Origin of the sequence: Mesorhizobium sp. M0016 (genome assembly GCF_040324035.1) — a bacterium.
Classification (GTDB): domain Bacteria; phylum Pseudomonadota; class Alphaproteobacteria; order Rhizobiales; family Rhizobiaceae; genus Mesorhizobium.
Genome location: NZ_JAMYVM010000029.1, coordinates 15,055 through 34,053 on the forward strand (window position 1 = coordinate 15,055; position 18,999 = coordinate 34,053).

At 63.6% G+C, this 18,999-nt stretch carries 16 protein-coding genes; 12 read left to right on the top strand and 4 right to left on the bottom strand.

All coding sequences use genetic code 11. The features are described 5' to 3' along the window. Positions 1-107 precede the first annotated feature (107 nt). The 5 genes from NKJ88_RS28710 (at position 108) to NKJ88_RS28730 (ending at position 4,841) form a co-directional block, all read left to right on the top strand. Positions 108-1,502 carry a multicopper oxidase family protein gene (locus tag NKJ88_RS28710; RefSeq protein WP_352446442.1) on the top strand — a complete coding sequence of 465 codons (1,395 nt, stop codon included), beginning with the start codon at positions 108-110 and terminating at the stop codon, positions 1,500-1,502. 152 nt (positions 1,503-1,654) lie between these two features. After that, the gene (locus NKJ88_RS28715; protein WP_352446444.1) at positions 1,655-2,977 is read left to right on the top strand and encodes an NAD(P)H-dependent oxidoreductase; all 1,323 of its coding nucleotides are present in this window, start codon (positions 1,655-1,657) and stop codon (positions 2,975-2,977) included. Between the two features lie 71 nt (positions 2,978-3,048). Continuing rightward, on the top strand, positions 3,049-3,291 hold the full coding sequence (locus NKJ88_RS28720) for a type II toxin-antitoxin system VapB family antitoxin (RefSeq protein WP_352446446.1): 243 nt from the start codon (positions 3,049-3,051) through the stop codon (positions 3,289-3,291). Continuing rightward, a complete protein-coding gene (locus NKJ88_RS28725) occupies positions 3,291-3,683 on the top strand; it encodes a type II toxin-antitoxin system VapC family toxin (protein ID WP_023751972.1) in 393 nt (130 codons plus the stop codon). The genes NKJ88_RS28720 and NKJ88_RS28725 overlap by 1 nt, the downstream gene beginning before the upstream one ends. Before the next feature lie 258 nt (positions 3,684-3,941). Continuing rightward, on the top strand, positions 3,942-4,841 hold the full coding sequence (locus NKJ88_RS28730; RefSeq protein WP_352446475.1) for an MBL fold metallo-hydrolase: 900 nt from the start codon (positions 3,942-3,944) through the stop codon (positions 4,839-4,841). A 22-nt stretch (positions 4,842-4,863) separates the two neighbouring features. Here NKJ88_RS28730 and proC read toward each other — a convergent pair whose 3' ends face one another. From proC to NKJ88_RS28745, 3 genes are all read right to left on the bottom strand, one after another. Then, positions 4,864-5,679, bottom strand: a complete 816-nt coding sequence (proC, locus tag NKJ88_RS28735; protein WP_023669294.1) for a pyrroline-5-carboxylate reductase — start codon at positions 5,677-5,679, stop codon at positions 4,864-4,866. 88 nt (positions 5,680-5,767) lie between these two features. Then, positions 5,768-7,087, bottom strand: a complete 1,320-nt coding sequence (locus tag NKJ88_RS28740; protein WP_352446449.1) for an O-antigen ligase family protein — start codon at positions 7,085-7,087, stop codon at positions 5,768-5,770. Further along, a complete protein-coding gene (locus NKJ88_RS28745; RefSeq protein ID WP_352446451.1) occupies positions 7,056-8,054 on the bottom strand; it encodes a glycosyltransferase family 2 protein in 999 nt (332 codons plus the stop codon). Before NKJ88_RS28745 ends, NKJ88_RS28740 begins: the two co-directional genes overlap by 32 nt. A gap of 172 nt (positions 8,055-8,226) precedes the next feature. On the opposite strand from NKJ88_RS28745, the gene NKJ88_RS28750 reads away from it, so the two are divergent. From NKJ88_RS28750 to NKJ88_RS28760, 3 genes are read left to right on the top strand one after another with little or no spacing between them, the layout of a single operon-like run. Then, the gene (locus NKJ88_RS28750) at positions 8,227-9,399 is read left to right on the top strand and encodes a glycosyltransferase (RefSeq protein ID WP_023669297.1); all 1,173 of its coding nucleotides are present in this window, start codon (positions 8,227-8,229) and stop codon (positions 9,397-9,399) included. After that, the gene (locus NKJ88_RS28755; protein WP_023681898.1) at positions 9,396-10,190 is read left to right on the top strand and encodes a WecB/TagA/CpsF family glycosyltransferase; all 795 of its coding nucleotides are present in this window, start codon (positions 9,396-9,398) and stop codon (positions 10,188-10,190) included. The genes NKJ88_RS28750 and NKJ88_RS28755 overlap by 4 nt, the downstream gene beginning before the upstream one ends. After that, a complete protein-coding gene (locus NKJ88_RS28760) occupies positions 10,187-11,110 on the top strand; it encodes a DUF6492 family protein (RefSeq protein ID WP_352446453.1) in 924 nt (307 codons plus the stop codon). The genes NKJ88_RS28755 and NKJ88_RS28760 overlap by 4 nt, the downstream gene beginning before the upstream one ends. On the opposite strand, the gene NKJ88_RS28765 is transcribed toward NKJ88_RS28760, so the two are convergent. After that, complete coding sequence (locus NKJ88_RS28765; RefSeq protein WP_352446455.1) at positions 11,107-12,402, bottom strand: lipopolysaccharide biosynthesis protein; 1,296 nt, start codon at positions 12,400-12,402, stop codon at positions 11,107-11,109. The two genes, NKJ88_RS28760 and NKJ88_RS28765, sit on opposite strands and share 4 nt — an antisense overlap. A gap of 198 nt (positions 12,403-12,600) precedes the next feature. On the opposite strand from NKJ88_RS28765, the gene NKJ88_RS28770 reads away from it, so the two are divergent. From NKJ88_RS28770 to NKJ88_RS28785, 4 genes are all read left to right on the top strand, one after another. Then, complete coding sequence (locus NKJ88_RS28770; protein WP_352446456.1) at positions 12,601-14,889, top strand: GumC family protein; 2,289 nt, start codon at positions 12,601-12,603, stop codon at positions 14,887-14,889. A 354-nt stretch (positions 14,890-15,243) separates the two neighbouring features. Continuing rightward, positions 15,244-16,143, top strand: coding sequence for a bifunctional methylenetetrahydrofolate dehydrogenase/methenyltetrahydrofolate cyclohydrolase FolD (gene folD, locus NKJ88_RS28775; protein WP_023823674.1), 900 nt, complete (start codon positions 15,244-15,246; stop codon positions 16,141-16,143). A gap of 17 nt (positions 16,144-16,160) precedes the next feature. After that, positions 16,161-17,159, top strand: coding sequence for a GlxA family transcriptional regulator (locus tag NKJ88_RS28780; RefSeq protein WP_032885851.1), 999 nt, complete (start codon positions 16,161-16,163; stop codon positions 17,157-17,159). Positions 17,160-17,309: 150 nt separating this feature from the next. Beyond that, positions 17,310-18,980, top strand: coding sequence for a vWA domain-containing protein (locus NKJ88_RS28785; RefSeq protein ID WP_023823673.1), 1,671 nt, complete (start codon positions 17,310-17,312; stop codon positions 18,978-18,980). The last annotated feature ends 19 nt before the right edge of the window (positions 18,981-18,999 follow it).

Consider the following 18,999-nt stretch of genomic DNA (forward strand, 5'->3'; position numbering starts at 1 on the left):
CGGCTCGCCATGGCATGACAGAGATGCGATGTGGCAGTATCGGCTTGTGCGCCGGTCGCCACCCGTCATTCAGGACGACAGGTAATCATATTCCGTTGGAGCGCCAGATGACCCTATTCACCCGCCGCGGGCTTCTGAAAACGGCTGCGGTTGCCGGCGGTGGCGGCGTCGGGCTGGCAGCAATGACCAGGCTCAGCGGTTGGGCAGCTGTCACACCTGAGCCGGTGGTGCTCAAGACGGCAAAGATCCAGGCCAGGTTCATGGATGCGGGCGAGACCCGGGATGTCCTGACGTATGGTGAATCAGGCATGCCGCCTGTACTGCGGATGAAAAAAGGCGAGCCCTTTGCCGCGCGTCTCGTCAACGCCATCGACGACCCGACGACCATCCATTGGCACGGCATTCGCGTTCCAAACAAGATGGACGGTGTTCCCTTCCTAGTTCAGCCTTACGTCTATACCGGCGATCATTTCGACTACGCCTTCACGCCGCCCGACGCCGGCACGTTCTGGTATCACCCGCATTGCAACACGCTGGAGCAGATGGGCCATGGCCTCACCGGCGTGATCGTGGTCGAAAACCCCAACGATCCCAAATTCGACGCCGAGGCAATCGTCAATCTGCGCGACTGGCGCCTCGGCGACGACGCGCAGTTCATCCAGCAATTCCGGCCGCGCGATGCCGCAAAAACCGGAACCTATGGCACGGTGCGCACCGCCAACTGGCTCGACCAGCCGCAATTCGACGCGCCGGCCGGCGGGTTGGTGCGGCTGCGGGTCGCCATCACCGATGTCACCCGCATCTACGCGTTTCGCGTCGAGGGTGCGGAGGCCGCGGTCATCGCGCTCGACGGCAATCCGGTGCCGCAGCGTTTTGCGCCCGATGCCTTGCTGCGCGGACCGGGGCAGCGCATGGAGCTCGCCATCCGCATGCCTGACCAGGAGGGCGCGATCGTCAGCCTGGGCGACATCAGGGGCACCAAACCCAAGGTCCTCGCCACCTTGCGCGCCACCGGCAGCTCGCTCAAGCGCGACCTGCGCGACCTCGCATCGCTGGAAGCCAACCCGGTGCCGGAGGTGGATCTCGCCAGCGCGAAACACATCGCGCTCTCGCTCAGCGCCACGGCGGAAAACGTGCCGAGCGACAGCATATGCGGCACGCTAGGCTACTCCTTCTGGGCCATCAACAAGGTACCGTGGCCGGGCGACACGCCGGACCCGACCGCGCCTTTGGCCGAGCTGAAGCTCGGCAAAAGCTATGTCATCGACATGGAGAATTTGACGCCGCAATCGCATCCGATGCATATGCACGGCATGAGCTTCAAGGTGCTGTCGTCGTCGACACGCCAGGTTCAGCCGGTCATCTCCGACACCTATCTCATGCAGCCCAACGAGAAGGTTCAGCTCGGTTTCGTCGCGGACAATCCCGGCGACTGGCTGCTGCACTGCCACATCATCGAACATCAGAAAACCGGCATGACGAGCTATATCAGGGTGGTTTGACGCCGAGGCGGGTCAATCAGCCTCTACTGGGGTTGGCCTCACCTGCCGGGCCTGTTGCCGGAGAAATTGCCGCCGTCCGCTGGTTTCGTTGGCAAAGCGGGGCCGTTCCCTGCTATTCCCGCCTGCAATCAAGAAGCCGTGGACACGCTTGCATGACCAATGTCGCCCTGACCGGACTGGCCCGCGATCTCGCCAGGCGCGCCGCCGAGGGCCGCCCGGTGCGCATCGGCGTCATCGGCTCCGGCGAAATGGGCACCGACCTGGTCACGCAAGGCATGCTGATGCCCGGTATCGAGATCTGCGCCATCTCGACGCGGCGTCCGCACACGGCGCGCGACGCCATCCGCATCGCCTATGGCGACGAGGCGATGGCGGTCGAGGCCGACATGGGTTCGAAAGTCACCGCGGCGATCGAGGCCGGGAAAATCGCCATCACCTCGAACGAGATGCTGGTCACCAATCCGCTGATCGACGTCGTGATCGACGCCACCGGCAAGCCTGGTGTCGCCGCCGATTTCGACTTGAAGGCGATGGAGCACGGCAAGCACCTGGTGATGATGAATGTCGAGGCCGACGTCACGATCGGCTGCTACCTCAAGCAGCAGGCAGACCGGCTCGGCGTCGTCTATTCGGTCGGCGCCGGCGACGAGCCGTCGAGCTGCATGGAGCTGATCGAGTTTGCCTCCGCGCTCGGCTACACCATCGTCTCGGCTGGCAAGGGCAAGAACAACCCGCTCAACCACGATGCCGTTCCGGATGACTATCGCGAGGAAGCCCTTCGCCGCAACATGAACCCGCGCATGCTGGTCGAGTTCGTCGACGGCTCGAAAACCATGGTCGAGATGTGCGCCATCGCCAACGCCACCGGGCTGGTGCCCGATGTGCCGGGCATGCACGGGCCCAAGGCCGACCGCGACCAGCTGGCCAAGGTGCTGATACCGCGCGCCGATGGCGGCATCCTGTCGAAGAAGGGTGTTGTCGACTACACGATCGGCAAGGGTGTGGCGCCGGGCGTCTTCGTCATCGTCGAGGCGACGCATCCGCGCATCGTCGAGCGCATGGACGATCTGCATATCGGCCACGGCCCCTATTACAGCTTCTTCCGGCCCTACCATCTGACCTCGCTGGAAGTGCCGCTGACGGCAGCGCGTATCATGCTCTACGGCCGCCCCGACATGGTGCCGCTGCCGAAGCCGGTGGCCGAGGTCTGCGCGGTCGCCAAGCGCGATCTCGCCACGGGCGAGACCTTCGATGCCATCGGCGAGACTTGCTACCGCTCCTGGACCATGACCGTCGAAGAGGCGCGCGCCAATCTGGCAGTGCCGGTCGGCCTGCTCGAAGGCGGCAAGGTGCTGAAACCGGTGAGGAAGGGCGAACTGCTCACCGCCGACAATGCTACGCCCGACCGCACGACGAGGCTGTTCGCTTTGCGGAAGCTGCAGGATGATATGCTCTACGGGGCTGAGATGGCATGAACAGGCCAGCTCTCTGGCTTTGTCATGACAAGATCACTATATTGTAGTGACAGCGAACGGTGTCTTCCAGAATGAGTCTCCAGATCAGAGACCCGCGCGCCCGTGACCTCGCCCGGCAGCTTGCCGAAAAGCGAAAGATTTCCTTGACCGAAGCGGTGATCGAAGCGCTCGAATCCGAGCTTCAGCGCGAACGTGAACGAGTTCCGCTGGCTGAGCGGCTGGCCGCCATATCGAACGATCTGAAGGCCAAGGCGGGAAGCGGCGGCAGGGATTTGACTAAGGATGAGATCGACGAGATGTGGGGACATTCCTGATGTTCATCGACACCTCGGTGGTGATCGCTGTCCTCGCCGGAGAGGAAGACGCCGCCGATTGGAGCCGCCGGATCGGGCAGGCCTCGATACGGATCACATCTCCGCTGGTCGTGCTCGAAGCGGCGATGCGGCTTTCATCGAAGTTGGTGGTGGAGCCGCTCTTCGCCGAAAAGGCGATAGAGGACTTCCTGCGTGAGGCCGAGATCGAGGTGGTTCCGATCGAAATCGGTGATGCCAAGCTCGCGATCCAGGCTTTTTCGAACTATGGCAAAGGTCGCGGCCACCCGGCTCAGCTCAATCTCGCTGACTGCCTGTCATATGCCTCGGCAAAAAGCCGTGGGATGCCCTTGCTCTACAAAGGGAAGGGCTTTTCCCACACCGATCTGGCCTGATCCTACTCCCCAGCAGCTTCGTCAGCCGCTCCCGCCCAGCAGGCCAAATGCTGCCGCGGTCGCGCCATGGGGCTTTTGACCTGCTCGCGCAACACGCCTGGTCATTGCGCTCGTGCTGACGGCGCAGACCCGTCGGCTGCCATTGTATGATCCATTCATACAGTCTGTCTCTTTGATCCGGGTTTTTCAAACGATGCCGAGATGCCAATCTCCGAACGATCAGTTGAACCCCCATTGAGGATTGAAATCTTGCAAACCATTTGGACAAGACGCGAGGCGATGAAAACCCTTCTGGCAACGGGCATGGTTGCCATGCTTCAGCCTCTGGCTTTTGCAGCCAAGGCCGCCGCCAAGCTGAAATGGACCCATTTTCAGGCTGACGAGAATGGTTTCCGCCGCACGCCGGTGCTGCTGACCGGGGAAAAAGAAGCCATCCTCCTCGACGGCGGATTTACCCTGTCCGATGGCCGTGCGGTCGCGGATGCGATCAAGGCGACGGGCAAGACCCTGACGACGATCTATGTCAGTTGCAGCGACCCTGACTATTATTTTGGCCTGCATCCCGTCGCGGATGCTTTCCCCGGCGCCAAGATCATCGCGGCCGCTGCGACGGTGGCGGCCATCAAAGCCAATGTGCAAGCCAAGCTGGATGTCTGGGGCCCGCAGCTCAAGGACAATGGACCGAAGGTCCTGGCGGATGTCGTCATTCCCGAGGCATCCGATATCACCTCACTTGAAGTCGAAGGAAACAAGATCGAGATCGTCACCGTCGCCGATCTGAAAGACCGGCGGTATCTCTGGGTGCCCAGCCTTGAAGCGGTGTTCGGCGGCGTGCTGATCTCGTCCGGCGTACATGTCTGGGTTGCCGACGAGCCAACCGTAGACGACCGCAAGAAATGGATTGCCGCGCTCAACGAAATCGCGTCCCGCAAACCCAACATCGTGGTGCCGTCCCATCAGGTAGCCGGTGCACCGGACGGTCTGGCGGCCGTGGAATTCACCCGCGCCTACCTCGAAGCTTTCAATAAGGAAGCCGAAAAAGCGAAATCCAGCGTCGAGCTGATTGCAGCGATGAAGCGGCGCTATCCCGATCTTCTTGACGTCTCGTCCCTGGAACTGGGCGCAAAGGTCGCCAAGGGTGAGATGAAGTGGGGCTGATACGGCCCCGCGAGCGTCTCGGCTACTTCCCCAATTCCACCGACCGCAGCCGCGCGGCTTCCACCGCCTCGGTCAGCAGCTTCGTCAGCCGGTCTTCGCCCATCAGCACGGCAAGGGCGGCTGCCGTGGTTCCGTTGGGGCTGGTCACCTGCTGGCGCAGGACGCCGGGCTCCTCGCCGCTTTCGGCAGCGAGTGCAGCAGCGCCATAGACGGTCTGCATGGCCAGCAGCCTGGCGGTCTCGGTCGGCAGCCCGGCCTTCTCGGCTGCAACCGTAAGCGCCTCGATGAAATGGAAGATGTAGGCCGGACCGGACCCCGAAACCGCCGTCACCGCGTCCATCAGGCCTTCGTCGTCGATCGTCGTCACCACACCGCTGGCCGACAGCAGCTCGGCAACGAAACGCCTGATGTCGTCGGTCACCAGCGGGTTGGAATAGACCACCATCATGCCCTTGCCGATCGCGGCCGGCGTGTTGGGCATGCAGCGGATGACAGGCGCGAGATGGCCGAGTATGTGCTCGAAGGTGGCGACCGGCGTGCCCGCGGCGATGCTGACGAAGGTGGTCCTGCCGTCGCCGAAGCGCTTGTAGGCGGCGGTGACGTCGCGGATCACCTGCGGCTTGACGGCGATGACGACGAGGTCGGGCTCTGCGTCGGCGGGGATGCCGTTCGCGTCCGCGGCGACACTGCAACCGAGGTGCTCGGCGCGCTTGCGCAATTCGGCATTGGGCTCGACCACGAACACGGCTTGCGGGGCAAGCTTGCCGGATTTCAGCCAGCCCGCAAGCATGGCGTAACCCATATTGCCGCAACCGGCGAGAACAAGCCTGATCGTCATTGAGAGCCCTCCGAGACAAGGGTTCTCCTTAGACGCTAGCGGGCAGACGGGAAAGCCCCTCAAGGGGTGCTGGATCCAGGCCAGCCGGTCAAGGTCGCCGGCGTACCGCGATCGGCCGCAGCGACACTTGCCGCAAGCCAAGCACGCCGAGCACGAAGAACAGCCACACCGGGTCGCCGCGATGGAAGAAGAAGCTTTCCAGGAACGCGTTCAGCGCCGTGAACAGCACCACCATCATGAAGAAGTCACCGAGATAGATGTTCTCCTTGCGCGGCGGGATGCGCATGTAGTCGCGCAGCGGCGCGATCAGGAAAGTGTAGACGGCAACGCACAGCGCCGGGATGCCCATCAGCACCGCAATGTCGAGATAGCCGTCATGGCCATGCACGATGGTTCGGATGTCCCAGGCCCGGTCGAAAGGCTGGTCCTGGCTCAGCAGCAGCGGCGTGCCCCAGAAGCTTTCATAGCCGTAGCCGGTCCAGGGCTTCTTCGCCAGCATCTCGCCGGAGAACTCCCACAGCGTCGTGCGCCCGGTATAGGTGAGGTCGGGGAAATAGGTGGCCGCCAGCTCTTTCACCGGCGGGATGAAGACGATGCCTAAGGTACCGATGGCCGTCGCAATGATCGCCAGTGCAAACAGGATCGGCGTGCCGAACCGCATGCCGATCAGGCCCGGCAGCACGACGATCAGGATCGAGAACGGCACCAGGCCGGCCGTCGTCTTGGATCCGGTGTGCAGCATGAAGATCATCGCCGCGCCGAAGATCGCCACGCCCCAGAATTTCTGGCCGCGCCGGAAGAGATAGAGGCCGGCGAAGCTGAAGCAGGCCATGATTGGTCCGGCAATGTTCTTGTGGGCGAACACACCACGCCACAGGCCGGCATGTTCGGGCTCCTGCGAATCGGCCGTATGCAGGGCCTCATGCGGAAAGACGATGAGGCCGATATAGGACAGGCCGATAACGACGATCGCGCAGAATATGATGACTTTCGAAAAACTGTCGGCATCGCGCGGCAGCACCAGGACCGTCGCTATCGTCAGAACGCCAAGCAGCGTGAAGAAGGCCGCGCGCATGGCCGAGGACGGGTCGGTCGCGTTGATGACCGAAAGCATGAAAAAGCCGAGCATCAGAATCCAGGACGGGCTGAGCAGCGAGCGCACCACCTTGGGGTCGGCGAACGTCAGCAGTGAGAAGATCGAAATGGCGCCGAGCGAACTGAAGCCGAGCTGGTTGACGATGTCGCCGCCGTCGCCGGTCAGTTCCGCGCCTGCCGGCTGAAACGGCCGGAACGACACGATGACGACGGCAAACAACAGCGCGGCAATCGCCGTCGCCACACTGTTGCGGGTGACGATGCCGCCCAGCAGCAGCTCGTCAGTTCTTCTCAGGCTGCCTGTATTGCTCATTGGCGTATCCGAATTCGGCAAGCACGCGGCCGAGCGAGACATAGACGGGGTAAAGCGCCGTCGACAGCGATCCTGTCCGCGCCAATTTGATTGCGCCGCGCACGGGCGAGGCTATCAGCAGCGCCAGGCTTTTTGCAAACACCTTGGCGCCGGCGAATGGCATGCCGGCGCGCTTCTTCTTTTCGACCAGCGTCGAGATTACACCGTTGCGTAAGGATCGGGCGCGGATCCAGTCAGCCTCGACGCGCCGGGCTGGAACGCCTTCGCGCACCTTTGCCTCGGCGCACCAGCCAAGCACGAAACCTTTCTGCGCCGAGCGGCTGAGGAAGTCGGAATCGCCGCCGCCCATGAAGTTGAACCGCAGGTCGAGGAAGGGTGGCCCCATGATGGTGAGCACATTGCGCCCGACCAGAAGGTTGCCAGAGGAATAGAGTGCGGCCACGCGCCCGGTCTGGCGATAGGGCGGCGCAAACACCGGGTGCTCGGCCCATTTGGCGTGAGCAGGATCGGTAAACACCGGCACCTGCGGGCCACCGACAATGTCGGCGCCAAGCGTCTCCGCCGTCCTGCACATGCGCTCCAGCCAGTCCGCGTCGGCGATCTCGTCATCGTCGATGACCAGCAGGTGGCGGAAATCCGGAAAATGCAGGATCGCCGTCTGCCAGCCAGCATTGTAGGCACTGCAATTGCCCCGCTCATGCGCGATGATGACCATGCCCTTCATATCGTCGCGTTCGAACAGCGGCACGGCCGCCTGGGCGCCCTCACGCGCCTCGGCCTCGTTTTCGATGACGATGACGGCGAAGCGCCGGCTGGTTTGCTGTGCCTTGAGCGACGCCAGCGTTTCGAGCAGCAGTTGCGGCCGCTTGAAGGTCGGCAGCGTGACGACGGCTTCCATCGTCTCTGCGGCGAGCCCCGGAGAGCGTCCCGCAATCGATACCGAACCGTCCGATGGCAAAGGGATCATCCGCTCCAGCCGCATGTTTTGAATCTGGCTTTCGATAACACCGCGACGATAACGTTTCGTTAATCACCTTTCGCAGCGGCGCCTGCCGGTCCGCGCCTTTCAGCCGTTGCGTTGCGTGATTTAATCAAGGGTTCACCCAGCTTTGCTAGTGGCTGACGCCTGGATAGGTGAGATGCATCTGCTGTTCGCCACATCGATCGTGCCCGACGGCGCTCTCGCTTCGGGCTATGAGATCGCCAATGCTGCGATCATCGCCGCCTTGCGGCGCGCCGGCGTGCGCGTCACCGTCATCGGCTTCATCTGGCCGGGCAAGGCGCCCAGCGACCCCGAAAACACCATCGTGCTCGGCGCCGTCGACGTGCGCACGGAAAGCGCCTCGGCGCGGCAGAAGCTCGCCTGGCTTGGCAAGGCGGTGCTGTCAGGGCTCACCTTCGCTTCCGTGAAGCTGCGCGCGGTTTCCGACAGCGAAGTCCGTGCCGCGATCGAGCGCGCCGGTCCCTTCGACGGCTATGTCCTGAATTCGGTGCAGTTCGCCGGCGCCTTTGAAAAACTGTTCGCCGACCGTCCCTCGATTTTCGTCGCCCACAATGTCGAACATGGTTCGGCCAAAGAGAATGCGGCAGCAGCAAACAGTCGCTTCCAGCGCCTGCTGTTTGCCCGCGAGGCCAGGCTGCTCAAGACCATGGAGGAGCGGCTCTGCCGCCGGGCTCGCTTCGTCTTCACGCTGGCCGAGGAAGACCGCGCCGCACTCGGCGTTGCCAGCGACGACCGCTCGGCGGTGCTGCCGCTGGTGACCACAGCCACGGCGCCAAAGCCGGTCAAGCCGCGCCGCATCGATTGCGACGCGGCGCTGATCGGCACTTGGACCTGGCAGCCGAACCGCATCGGCCTCGACTGGTTCCTGGAAAAAGTCGTGCCGCATCTTCGCCGGAGCTTTCGCATCAGGGTCGCCGGCAACATGCCGTCGGATATCACCTCTGCCCATCCCGGTGTCGAATTTGTCGGCCGCGTGTCCGACGCCCAGAATTTCGTGCGCGGCGCCGCCGTCATTCCACTGATCAGCACCGCGGGCAGCGGCGTTCAGCTCAAGACCATCGAAACCTTCGAGCTCGGCCTGCCGTCGGTCGCCACCAGCCGTTCGCTGCGCGGCATCGATCATCGCCCGGCAAATTGCTTCGTCACCGACGATCCGGCCGCCTTCGCCGGCGCGCTGGAGGCAGCGGCGGCCGATGTCAAGGATGTCGATGGCAGCGCCTTTCACCGCCGGCAGATCAAGGCACTGGATGCCGCCATCAGGCTCGGCCTGGAAAAGCTCGGGTCGGTGGGGGAGGAGGTGTTTGCATGAACATGCACACCGCCCGCGCCGCCTTCGGGCTCGATACGCTGAAGACGATCCTTGGCATTTCGGTCCTTGCCATCGGCTGGGATGACGCGATCGCGCTGCTCGCTCGTCTGATTGCCGAGCGGCGCTTCACCAAGGTCAGTTTTCTCAACGCTCACAACGCCAACATCGCCTCTACCGATCCGGTCTTTGCCGAGGCGCTCGACGATTTCCTCATCCTGCCTGACGGCGTTGGCGTCGATCTGGCGGCAAAGCTGCTCTACGGCGCGCCGTTCCCGGACAATCTCAACGGCACTGATCTCATTCCGGCCTTTCTGCAGGCATCGGCGAGGCCGCTGACCGTCGGGTTGCTTGGCGCCACCCGCGCCAACGCCGAGGCGGCGTCGGTCAGGCTAGCCGCTCTGGCGGTGCAGCACGAATTCGTCGTCATCCATGACGGCTATTTCTCCCCCGCCGAAGAGCAGGCGATCGTCGATCGCATCGAGGCATTGCGGCCCGACGTGCTGCTTGTGGCCATGGGCGTGCCGCGCCAGGAATTGTGGATCGCCCGTCATATCGATGCCCGCCACTGCACGCTGCCGATCGCCGTCGGCGCGCTGCTCGATTTTCTCTCCGGCACGGTGCCGCGGGCGCCTCTGTGGATGCGCCAGCTGAGGCTCGAATGGTTGTTCCGTCTGTGCATCGAGCCCGGCCGGCTGTGGCGCCGCTACGTCGTCGGCAATCCGGTGTTCCTGCTGCGTGTCGTCAGGCAGAAATTCTCGCATCGGCCCGAGCCCGCTGGAGAGTTGCGGTGAACAGCCGCGTCGTGCCGAGCCCTGCAGCCGAGACCGGTGCCCTGCCGCAAACTCCGACGGCGGCGGTGGTGACCGGCAGCTATGCGCCGGATTTCGAACGCTGCCGCCTGTTGTGCGAGACCCTCGACCGCCATGTCTCCGGCGTGGCGCATCATTACATTCTGGTCGAGCACCGCGACGTGGCGCTGTTTCGCCAGTTGGAAAACGACCGCCGCAGCGTTGTCGACGAGCGCGACCTGCTGCCGCGCTGGCTGCGTGTGTTCGACGATCCGATGAGCCTCTTTCGCCGTCGCATCTGGCTCAGTTTCAAGACCCAGCCGCTGCGCGGCTGGCATGTGCAGCAGCTGCGCCGCATCGCCATCGCTGCGCATGCTGGAGAAGACGTGCTGGTCTTCTGTGATTCCGACGTCGCCTTCCTCAAGCCATTCGATCTGAGCGCCTTCTGGCGCGACGGCAAGGTGCGGCTGTTCCGGCGCGACGGCGTGCTGTCGAGCGACGGTCACGACGAGCATCGCATCTGGTCGCGCAATGCGGCCTCGGCGATTGGTATCGATGCATCCGAGGTTTCGAACCACGACTATATTTCGACGCTGATCGCCTGGCGCCGTCAGACCGTGACGGCGATGTGCGCCGAGATCGAGAAGGTGCACGCGCGCGGCTGGGTCGAGGTCATCGCTTCAGTGCGCCGGTTCTCCGAATGCATGATCTATGGCCTCTATGTCGACGATGTGCTGGGGGGCGCCGGCCATTTCCACGGCTCGGAGGAATTCTGCCGCGTGCATTGGACCGGGGAGGCGCTGTCGGATGACGAATTCCGCAGCTTCGTCGCCGCCATGGCACCGGGGCAGGTGGCGATCGGCATGCAATCCTTCATCGGCACCGATATCGGCCGCATCCGCCGCCTGATCGGATTGGCTTAGATTGCCTTGGCGGGCTTGCGCAGCGCCGAATAGGTCAGCAGCGCCGAGGCGAGATAGAGCAGCAGGAAGACGACGTTGAGCGATACGACAAGCCTGGGCGTGTCGGCGATCGTGGTCAGCACATAGGTCAACAGCACCGCCTTCAGCCCCGCCAGCAGGCCGAGGTTGAGCGCCCTGAGCGCGGTCTGGCCGCGCGCGAACAGCAGCTCGGCCTGGTATTCGACCAGGTTGCGCAGTCCCGGCACGCCGATTGCCAATGCCACCAAGGGCGCCGCCTCGGCGACATTCCGGCCAAGTGCATTGGGGAAGAAATGCAGCACGATGCCGAGTGCGGCCAGCGCCAATGTCGATACCAGGAACACGCCGGCTTCGATACCGCTCTTGACCCGCAGTCGCGACAACAGCTCCGGCGACCGCATCATCTTCTGCACCAGCATCATCGAGAAGGTGCGGATCGGTATTGCCGTCAGGTCGACCAGCCGCATGATGATGGCATAGATGCCGGCCAGATGCGGCCCGCCGATCGCCAGGACGAGCAGCTTGTCGAATTCCGACTGCAGGTAGAACAGCACTTCGGCGCCGGCAACATAGATCGAATCGGCAAGCCGCCTGAGATAGAGCTCGGTGCGCAGCCTCAGCCGCTGGCGTGGATAATAGAAGCCGAAGGCCAGCAGCAGCGAGGCGGCGTTGGCGCCGATGTAGAACAATGACCAGATCCAGACGCTGTGCTGCCCCGACAGCATGAACAGCACGGCGCCCAGCGCACGGAACGCCGTGGTCACGATCGACAGCACCGCGGCGCGGCCGAATTTGCCGAGCCCGTTGTTGACGATCAGCACCACCTCGACCGGCCGCCACAAAAGCGCTTCGGCAAAGACGATTGCGGCAAAGCCGGCCAGAGGCACGGTGCTGGCGAAGAAGATCAGGTAGACGCCCCAGGAGGCCGCCGCCAGCAGTGGTAAGGACACGGCGCCAAGCAAAAGGAAGCCGGCGGTGAAGGTGCCGATCAGATTGGGGCGGATGGTGGCTGTGCGGTAAAGCGCCGAGATGAAGCCGAAAGCGAGGATGCGCGACAGCATGACGCCGGCCGCCGAGGCGGTGGCGAACATGCCGAACTCGGCAATCGACAGCGTGTTGGCAAGTGCGATGAAATAGGCAAGCGAGAACACCAGCCGCCCGCCGGCGCCGCTGATGGCTGAAAGATAGTCGCGAACCAGCCCCCGTCTTTCGGCAAGGAAGGTGCCGATGCGGGCGAGTGTCCGCCTTTGCGGTATGTCGCTGGCCTGCGTCATATCGAGGAAAGCCGTAAGCCGGAAAGCTTAACGTGCGGTTCTGACGCCATTTTACAGATCCCGGCAATGCGTGGCGAAGCGAGAAACTTTCACTTGCAGACTTCGGAAATTAACCTTTTGTTTCCCATGCCTGTTTAGCGTGACTTAACGATTGGCCGACCGCCGCTCCCGCGCCGTCGAAGGTAAAGTTTCGAGACAATGGTCGACAGGGAAAACCGTGAAGACTGGAGGCGCGAGCGCTCCCTCCTGGCGCTCGGCAAAGCCGTGCGCGGCGATGAGGCGGCGGATGCGTCGGCGGTCTCGATCGGTGACCGGGTGGATCCGTCATGGCGCGAGGATGCCGCCACGCGTCACCGCATAGCCCGCTCGCAACGCGAGGCGCGGTCGAATCCGGCGCCAACGTCACCGCCCGAGCCGCCGCAGTTCCAGGCCGACGGCGAACCCGTTTCGGCCGCCAGCGCGCGTGAGGAGCCTGTTTCCGGCCGGCGTCAGCAGCACGCCGCCTATGAGCCCCGCTCTTTCCACGAGCAGCGACCGGACCGCGACGACGATGACGGGCAGGAATGGAAACCGCTGATCGATCCGCTCCAGGTCGTCCGCGGCATTAGTCGTTCCAAGTTGCTGATCGTCTCGACGACGATATTGGGGACGGTGCTCGGCGTCGCCGTCGCCGTTTCGACACCGAAGAAATACGAAGCCACCACACAGATGGTCATCGAGCCAGGCGACCTGAAGCTTTCCGACAACGATCTCACCCAACCGGTCGGGCAGCCCGATGCGGCGCTGGCTGTTGTCGAAACCCGCATCAAGATGGTGACATCCGGCAAGGTCCTTGACAAGGTCGTGGCCGATCTCAATCTCGTCGACGATCCGGAGTTCAACGGACAGGGCTCTGGCGGCCTTGGCGTCCTGTCGCTCATTCGCTCGATACTGTCGCGCCAGGATGGCCCTGGCGGCGGCGGTGAAGTGCGCCGCCAGGCGCTGGCGGTCGGCAATCTGGCCAAGAGCCTGTCGGTTGAGCGCAGCGGCAAGAGCTTTGTCGTTTCCATCAGCGCCACCACTCAAAGCGCCGACAAATCGGCGAAGATAGCCAATACGACCAGGGACGTTTTCCAGCAGGAGGCGGCCCAATACCAGTTCGGGATGGCCGGGCGCGCGACGGACCAGCTGACGGCCAAGCTCGATGACCTGCGCAAGGATGTCGAGACAGCGGAGCGCAAGGTCGAGGATTTCAGGGCCACGCATGATCTCGTCGACGCGCAGGGCCATCTGATCAGCGACGACCAGATGCTGAAGCTCAACGAGCAGTTCTCAGTCACCCGGGCCCGTACGCTGGAACTCAATGCCCGGGCCGCGTCGGCGCGTTCGCTGGACGTTAATTCGGTCATCAACGGCACGTTGCCGGAAGAAATCAATTCCAACACGATGAGCGAACTGCGCGCGCAATATGCAGCTTTGAAGCAGGAGGCCGACCGCGCCGCCGTGCGTCTGGGACCGCGTCATCCCGAATACCAGGCGCTCAGTGCCCAGCTCGACGGCTCGCGCGAGCGCATCGCAGGCGAACTGCGCCGCATCGCCTCGTCGCTGCAGGTCGATTTGAAGCGCTCGGTCCAGCTTGAGCAGGATCTCGCTTCCCGCCTGGCTCAGGCAAAGATCCAGAGCGGCGACGTCAACAGCGATCTGGTCAGCCTGCGCGAACTGGAGCGTGATGCCACCGCCAAACGCTCCGTCTACGAACAGTACCTTCTGCGCGCCAAGGAGACCGGCGAACAGCAAAACATCAACACCACCAACATCAATCTGATGACCCCAGCGCAACCGCCGCTCGAACCCAACGGACCGTCGCGGGCTGTAATAGCGATGGCCGGCCTGCTGCTCGGGCTTGCTTCGGGCATCGGTGTCGGCGCCATGCGCGGCGCCTTTGCCAGCCTGCGCGGCGCTGCCAATTCGCGTTCGCGCGGCAGAATGGACGAGCGCCGCCCTCCGGTCGAGGACAAGGTCTATCGCGCGCCGCTGCCTGTGGCGCCGCCACCGGCAGCACCTCCGGTGTTGCCGACCGCGGCCGCTCCCGCCCGGAGCCCAGGTCTGTTCGACGGACTGTTCTCGGCGATGCGCAAAGCCGCGCCGGGTAGCGGGACGTCAGGCGAACCCGTCGAGACCTACCGCGCCCAACCAGCCGCCGAATATACAAGGCCGGTGCAGGAGCCTGTGGGCTATCGCCAGCCGGACTTCCGGAACGAGGTTCCGCACGCCAATTCCCCTGCGCAGCAGCCTGGCTACGCGCAGCCTCGTCAGCCGGCTGACTATGCCTATTCGCAGGCTCAGCCGATGCCCGCGGCGTCCGGGCCGTGGTCTTCTCCGCAGCCCGCTGGGGCGGCGCCGGAAGACCAGCAGGCGCAAATCGACGATATCCGCGCCAGCCTGCGCGAATTTCGCGAAGCGGTGCGCGAACTCACCGAAAGCCGTTCGCACCGCCGCTATTTCTGAGCAATTCCAGGAAAAGTGTGAAACGGTTTTCCCGGGAAAGCGCGTAGCGCGCTTTCCCTTGGGAATTGCGTCAAAACAAGAAATAGAGCGGTTCAGCCTTTCCGTGAAAGGATGAGTCGCTCTGAGCCCGTCAGCACAGAATAAAAGCTGCCGGTTTCGAGTTTACGGCATGTGACGGCGCTTTGACGGGATTGCTTAGGCCAAATTTCGTGACAATGCCGCGCAGCATGGCGCCCAAAAAACGCTGCCGTCGGGCTTTACCCGAATGGGCGGAACGTTTGGAACAACGACATGCACGAAGCAACGTTCAAGGCGCGCGCCGCGCCTTGGCTGGAATGATGTCGAGGATGGTTCATGGCCGAAGTGATTGACGGAAAGATCGTCGCCGCAGACGTGGTTCAGAAGGTCAAGGCCTTGACCGAGGACCTGGTCGCCAAGGGAAAGGCCCAGCCCGGCTTAGCGGTGGTCATCGTCGGCGAGGATCCGGCAAGCCAGGTCTATGTCGCGTCGAAGTCACGCACCGCCAAGGAATGCGGCTTTCATTCGCTGCAGCACACGCTGCCGGCCGACACGTCCGAAGCGGCACTGCTGAAGATCATCGGCGAACTCAACGCCGATCCGGCCATCAACGGCATTCTGGTGCAGCTGCCGCTTCCCGCCCATATCGATGCCGGCAAGATCATCCAGGCCATCGCACCGCAAAAGGATGTCGACGGCTTTCATTTCATCAATGTCGGCAAGCTCGGCACCGGCGAACTCGAAACAGCCTTCGTGCCCTGCACGCCGGCCGGCTCCATGCTTTTGATCGAACGCGTGCGCGGCAAGGATCTTTCCGGCCTCAACGCGGTCGTCGTCGGCCGCTCCAACATCGTCGGCAAGCCGATGGCAAATCTGTTGCTTGCCGCCAACTGCACCGTCACCATCGCCCACAGCCGCACCAAGGATCTGCCGGCGCTGGCCCGCACAGCCGACATTCTGGTTGCCGCCGTCGGCCGGCCCGAAATGATCAAGGGCGACTGGGTCAGGCCCGGCGCCACCGTGATCGATGTCGGGATCAACCGCATTGCCGCACCCGAGAAGGGCGAAGGCAAAACCCGCCTCGTCGGCGATGTAGCCTATGCCGAAGCGGCCAAGGCCGCCGGCGCCATCACCCCCGTGCCCGGCGGTGTCGGACCGATGACCATTGCCATGCTGATGGCCAATACGTTAGCCTCAGCCTACCTTGCGGCCGGCTTGAAGCGGCCTTCCTTCTGACCCAGAAAGCAGCTTCTTTGTCGAACCTTACTATACCCTCTGAACGGCCGGTCGTGGATGATCCCGTTCAGGGGGGCCGGCAATTCGCGTTCCTGCTGGTCGACAAGTTTTCGATGTTTTCGCTGGCAGCGGCGATCGATACCTTCCGCTCGGCCAACCGCCTGCTCGGCCGCGATTTCTATGGCTGGACGACGGTCTCGGCCGACGGCGATCCCGTCATGGCCTCCAACGGCCTGCCGCTCAAGATCGACTATGCCGTCGCCGATTTGCCGCCCGTCGATATCCTATTCGTGTCGGTGGGCCTGTCGGTCGAGTTCCCCGGCAAGAGCAAGGTGCTGGCGGCGCTGCGCAGCTGGGGCCGGCGCGGCAATGCGCTCGGCGCGCTGTCGGTGGGCTCTTACCTCCTGGCCGAAGCCGGTCAGCTCGAAGGCTATCGCTGCACCATCCATTGGGAAAACCGCGCCGGCTTCGTCGAGCGCTTTCCCGACATCAATTGCACCGGCAACGTCTTCGAGATCGACCGCAAGCGCTACACCTGCGCCGGCGGCACCACCTCGATCGACCTGATGCTGGAGATCGTGCGTGGCGACTTCGGCTCGAACCTCGCCAACGGCGTTGCCAACCAGTTCCAGCATGAGCGCATCCGCTCCGCCGGCGACCGCCAGCGCGTCGGGCCGGAGCGCGACCTGACCGGCAAGTCGGAGAAGCTAAGGCGTATCGTCGAACTGATGGCCGACCATCTCGACGAGCCGCTATCGGCCGTGCAGCTTGCCAAATCGGCGGGCCTGTCGGTGCGCCAGGTCGAGCGCTTGTTCCTGCGCCATTTGAGCGTCACGCCCGGTCGTTACTACATGCGGCTCAGGCTCGAGCGGGCGCGCGAACTGCTGCGCCAGACCAACATGCCGATCCTCGACGTGGCCATCGCCACCGGCTTCACCTCGCATTCCTATTTTGCCCAGAGCTACCGGCTGCAGTTCGGCCGTCCGCCTTCCGAAGAGCGCCGCACCACGTACTGACGCGGTGCTTAGCCGGCCTCGGAACAGGCCTCGGCCGGCGCCGATCCTGTTACACGGCAACCGTTCGTGACCCGCTCCGGGGCTTGTGCCCGGACGCGGCGTCAAATAGCTTGCCGCCGCATATAAGAGGGCGGCCTCAAGGAGATTTCCATGGCGGGACTTTTGCGGAGCGTCGCTGCGTCGCTGCTCCTTTTGTCGATGACTTCGCTCGGCTTCGCCGCCAACAAGGTTATCATCATTCTTGACGCTTCAGGCTCGATGTGGGCCCAGATCGACGGCAAGCCGAAGCTCGAGATCGCGCGCGAATCGCTGAGGACCGTGCTGCAGTCGGTCCCGGGCGACGACGAGATCGGCTTCATGGCCTATGGCCACCGCGAAAAGGGCAGCTGCGACGACATCGAACTGATCGTGCCGCCGCAAGCCGGCTCGGCTAGCGCCATTTCGGCCGCCGCCGACAGCCTGAAATTCCTCGGCAAGACGCCGCTGACCGCAGCCGTCAAGCAGGCGGCCGAAGCTCTGAAATACACCGAGGACAAGGCGACCGTGGTTCTCATCACCGATGGGCTTGAAACCTGTGAAGGTGACCCGTGCGCGCTGGGCAAGGAACTGGAGGCCTCAGGCGTCGATTTCACCGTCGACGTCGTCGGCTTCGGCCTGACCGCTGACGAGGGCAAGCAGATCGCCTGCCTTGCCGACAACACCGGCGGCAAATATATCCAGGCCTCGGACGAGAAGGCGCTGCAGGAAGCACTGGTCGAAACCGTCGCCGCGCCGGCTCCGGCACCTGAACCCGCACCGGCGCCAGCCCCAGCTCCAGCTCCAGCCCCTGAACCGGCAAAGCCCGAATTCAATTTCATCCCGAGCGTGGTCATGGCCGAAGGCGGCGATCCGATCACCGACGGCAATGCCTGGGAGGTCTACAAGGCCAAGGCCGATGGCACGCACGGCGAGGCCGTCACCACCCAGTACAACAACTACGAGGCCAATCTCGAGCCGGGCGACTATGTCGTCGTCGCGCGCGCCGACGAAGCTCGGGCGGAACAGAAGGTCAAGATCGAGGCGGGCCAGGTCTACAAGCCGCTCTTCACCTTGAACGCCGGCACCATGCTCATCCATCCGAAGCCAAGCCAGGGCGCCGAGATCAGTGACGAAGCCCATGTCGACTTCGCCTTCCCGGGCGGCAGCACCACCCACTATGGCGACAACAGGATCATCGTGCCGGCTGGTGAGCAGAAGGTGACGGTTGCGATCGGCAGCGGCTCGGTGACCGAGAACATCCAGCTCGCCGCCGGGCAGACTGTGGAAAAAGACATAGTCGTTGGCGTCGGCCATGCCGCCGTCAACGCCTACTACACTGCAGGCGGCGACAAGGCCGACTCCTCGGGCATCAGCGTCCAGATCGTCAAGGCCAAGAAAAAGATCGACGGCTCGCGTGACGATGTCGCCCACTCCTATGGGCCCGACAGCAAGTTCTGGCTGCCGCCGGACGACTATGTCGCGGTCACCTCGCTTGAGCTCGCAACCGTCGAGCAGCCTTTCAGCGTCAAGGTTGGCGACGTCAAGGACGTCAAGGTGACGCTCGATGCCGGCGTGCTGGTGATGTCGGCGCCGGGCGCCTATTCGATCGAGGTGCTGTCGTCGAAGAAGGATATCCAGGGCAACCGCAAGGCGCTCGGCCTGAACTATGGCGACACCTGGCAACAGACCATTGCGGCCGGCGACTACGTCGTCGTCCGCCACATGTCCGATCAAGGCCATGACAAGGAAATGCCGGTGACGGTCAAGGCCGGCGAACGGAGCGAAATTACGGTTCAGCCGTAATTTGGCGTTCCACTCCTCA

Bases quoted from the DNA above. Each gene is read 5' to 3' on its own strand.
- NKJ88_RS28710 (WP_352446442.1), top strand. From the start codon at position 108: ATGACCCTATTCACCCGCCGCGGGCTTCTGAAAACGGCTGCGGTTGCC.
- NKJ88_RS28715 (WP_352446444.1), top strand. From the start codon at position 1,655: ATGACCAATGTCGCCCTGACCGGACTGGCCCGCGATCTCGCCAGGCGC.
- NKJ88_RS28720 (WP_352446446.1), top strand. From the start codon at position 3,049: ATGAGTCTCCAGATCAGAGACCCGCGCGCCCGTGACCTCGCCCGGCAG.
- NKJ88_RS28725 (WP_023751972.1), top strand. From the start codon at position 3,291: ATGTTCATCGACACCTCGGTGGTGATCGCTGTCCTCGCCGGAGAGGAA.
- proC (WP_023669294.1), bottom strand. From the start codon at position 5,679: ATGACGATCAGGCTTGTTCTCGCCGGTTGCGGCAATATGGGTTACGCC.
- NKJ88_RS28740 (WP_352446449.1), bottom strand. From the start codon at position 7,087: ATGAGCAATACAGGCAGCCTGAGAAGAACTGACGAGCTGCTGCTGGGC.
- NKJ88_RS28745 (WP_352446451.1), bottom strand. From the start codon at position 8,054: ATGATCCCTTTGCCATCGGACGGTTCGGTATCGATTGCGGGACGCTCT.
- NKJ88_RS28750 (WP_023669297.1), top strand. From the start codon at position 8,227: ATGCATCTGCTGTTCGCCACATCGATCGTGCCCGACGGCGCTCTCGCT.
- NKJ88_RS28755 (WP_023681898.1), top strand. From the start codon at position 9,396: ATGAACATGCACACCGCCCGCGCCGCCTTCGGGCTCGATACGCTGAAG.
- NKJ88_RS28765 (WP_352446455.1), bottom strand. From the start codon at position 12,402: ATGACGCAGGCCAGCGACATACCGCAAAGGCGGACACTCGCCCGCATC.
- NKJ88_RS28770 (WP_352446456.1), top strand. From the start codon at position 12,601: ATGGTCGACAGGGAAAACCGTGAAGACTGGAGGCGCGAGCGCTCCCTC.
- folD (WP_023823674.1), top strand. From the start codon at position 15,244: ATGGCCGAAGTGATTGACGGAAAGATCGTCGCCGCAGACGTGGTTCAG.
- NKJ88_RS28785 (WP_023823673.1), top strand. From the start codon at position 17,310: ATGGCGGGACTTTTGCGGAGCGTCGCTGCGTCGCTGCTCCTTTTGTCG.